Source organism: Serratia sp. HMSC15F11 (assembly GCF_001808215.1).
Classification (GTDB): domain Bacteria; phylum Pseudomonadota; class Gammaproteobacteria; order Enterobacterales; family Enterobacteriaceae; genus Serratia; species Serratia nevei.
The window spans coordinates 1-2,155 of sequence record NZ_KV792501.1; the positions used below are offsets into that span (position 1 = coordinate 1).

Annotated in this window: 2 protein-coding genes and 2 pseudogenes; 2 read left to right on the forward strand and 2 right to left on the reverse strand. The window is 57.2% G+C overall.

Going from position 1 to position 2,155, the window contains the following annotated elements; translation table 11 throughout:
- Positions 1–147 precede the first annotated feature (147 nt).
- Positions 148–843: pseudogene (locus HMPREF3138_RS21955) on the forward strand (IS6 family transposase).
- A 271-nt stretch (positions 844–1,114) separates the two neighbouring features.
- Here the strand turns inward: HMPREF3138_RS21955 and HMPREF3138_RS27515 are convergent.
- Together HMPREF3138_RS27515 and HMPREF3138_RS26525 are read right to left on the reverse strand one after the other, a co-directional pair.
- The gene (locus HMPREF3138_RS27515; RefSeq protein ID WP_083301501.1) at positions 1,115–1,321 is read right to left on the reverse strand and encodes a helix-turn-helix domain-containing protein; all 207 of its coding nucleotides are present in this window, start codon (positions 1,319–1,321) and stop codon (positions 1,115–1,117) included.
- Positions 1,318–1,692, reverse strand: coding sequence for a hypothetical protein (locus tag HMPREF3138_RS26525; protein ID WP_139145175.1), 375 nt, complete (start codon positions 1,690–1,692; stop codon positions 1,318–1,320). The genes HMPREF3138_RS27515 and HMPREF3138_RS26525 overlap by 4 nt, the downstream gene beginning before the upstream one ends.
- Before the next feature lie 155 nt (positions 1,693–1,847).
- Here HMPREF3138_RS26525 and HMPREF3138_RS26535 point away from each other — a divergent pair.
- Positions 1,848–2,155, forward strand: a pseudogene (locus HMPREF3138_RS26535) (hemagglutinin); the annotation flags it as partial.

The window sequence follows — 2,155 nt, forward strand, 5'->3', positions numbered from 1 at the left end:
CTGCGCGCGCAGGAAGTGAGCCTGTCCAGCCCACAGGAAGTGGTGTTTATGAAGCAGCAGGCGACACGATACCAGGCCAACGAAGAGGAGCACTCCTCCTAGGGTTGTGTCGGGTAACATGCTGTTTTTTTATGATGTAATCTGACCATGCCCTTGATCCGAAAAGCCTTCCGGCGGCTGCATTATCCCGTCGATATTATCGCCCAGTGTGTTCGCTGGTATCTGGCCTATGCCTTGAGCCTGCGTAATCTGGAAGAAATGATGGCGGAGCGCGGTATTGTTGTTGGCCATTCCATGCTCCATCGTTGGGTCATCCGTCTGGTGCCGTTACTGGATAAGGCATTTCGCCGACATAAACGTGCCGTGGGGTGCCGCTGGCGCATGGACGAAACCTACATCAAAGTCAGAGGGCAGTGGAAATATCTATACCATGCCGTCGACAGCACGGGGCAGACCATAGACTTTGTGTTGATCGCCAAACGGGATGCCGCCGCCGCACTGCGTTTCTTTCGCAAGGCCATCCGTCACCACGGCGAACCTGAAGTGGTGACGATCGATAAAAGCGGCGCCAATACCGCCGCCCTGGCAACGCTCAATGCCGACAAGCCGGCTGAAGAAAGCATCACCGTCAGGCAAAGCAAGTATCTGAACAACTTAGTTGAGCAAGATCACCGCAATATCAAACGCCGGATATGACAGATGCTGAGATTCAAATCGTTTCGCCGTGCACAGACGCTGCTGGCCGGGATCGAACTGCTCCACATGATACGCAAAGGACAATATCAACATCCACAACATGATGGATTGTCACCCGTGGAACAATTCTATTTGTTGGCTGCCTAAATAACCGGCCCCCCCCTTTTGCTAACTTGCCGCCGTTAACGCGACACAACCAAATTCCTGGCTTAATGCCTGGTGTTGTGCCGGCGCGATGAGTTTGAGAGCGGCGAGTTCTTTTTGGCATTGACTCAGGCGCTCCGCTTCCCGGTCTGGTTGGGCTTTCCCGGTTGTTGCGGTCATGCCGGGCGCTTACCGCCGCATCCGCTCAGCGCGAAGGTGCTGTAGATGAACAGGGTCAGTAGCGTGATGCGGTAAACAGCAGTGTGGGGGGCAGTCATGCAATTTCCTTTCTCTCAGTGTCCAGGCCACCGTTAATCAGCCAGTGATACAGCTCGGTGTTACGGGTAAAACCCAGTTTGTGCATGGTGCAGCGTTTGTAGGTATAAACCGTCTTGGGACTGAGTCCCAGATGCCGGGCGATATCCCCGACGGACTGCTGGCACCTCAGGAGCGTCAGTCCCTGCCACTCGCGTCGCGTCAGTGCCCGGGCGCAGCGGGGGCACTGTTGTGCGGGGGGGGCTCGGCAGGGAGTGCCAGCACCCGTTCAACATCCAGCAGCAAGGCCTTTACGCCGATGTGGTGCTCTATCACACTCTGTTCGCTCAGGCAGGGCTGTTGGGGCGGCTGGTAATAACGGGCCCGCGGGGTGTCCAGCACGGTGATAACCCGTTGCCGGTGACCCAAATGATACTGACGACAAAACTGCCTGCTGCGGCTGACACCCTTACTTTGAAAGAGCAGCTGCGCCTCGCCGCTGCACTGTTCGGGTAAAAAGCGCACCGGTATACACCTGAGCGTAAAGTAGTGGTAAAGCAGCGCTTCCAACCCCAGGGCAAAATAGCTGTCGGCCACGAGGATAACGATGGTGATTACCGTGACGTTCGTGGTGTTTGCGCTGAACTTCCTGACGTTCTGGTGGGAACTGGCGCGTTGGCTGGACGGACATCCACAACCAGGCGGACTACAGCGCGACGCACAGCGGCGGCAGCTTCAGTACCGGCGGACCGGTGGGCAAAGACCTGCTGACCAACATGGCCGGCGGCATGCTGTCGGGTGCCAACCACAACGGGCATGCCGAGGGCGCGACGAAGGCCGGCGTCAGTGAGGGTACGCTGATAGTTCGCGACAAAGACAAACAGCAGCAGGATGTGGCGCAGCTAAACCGTGATACGGATAACGCCAACGACGGCAGCATCAGCCCGATATTCAACAAGCAGAAGGAGCAAAACCGGCTCAAGCAGGCGCAGTTGATAGGAGAGATTGGCGGCCAGACGATGGACGTCATCCGCACGCAGGGCGATATCGCCGGGCTGAA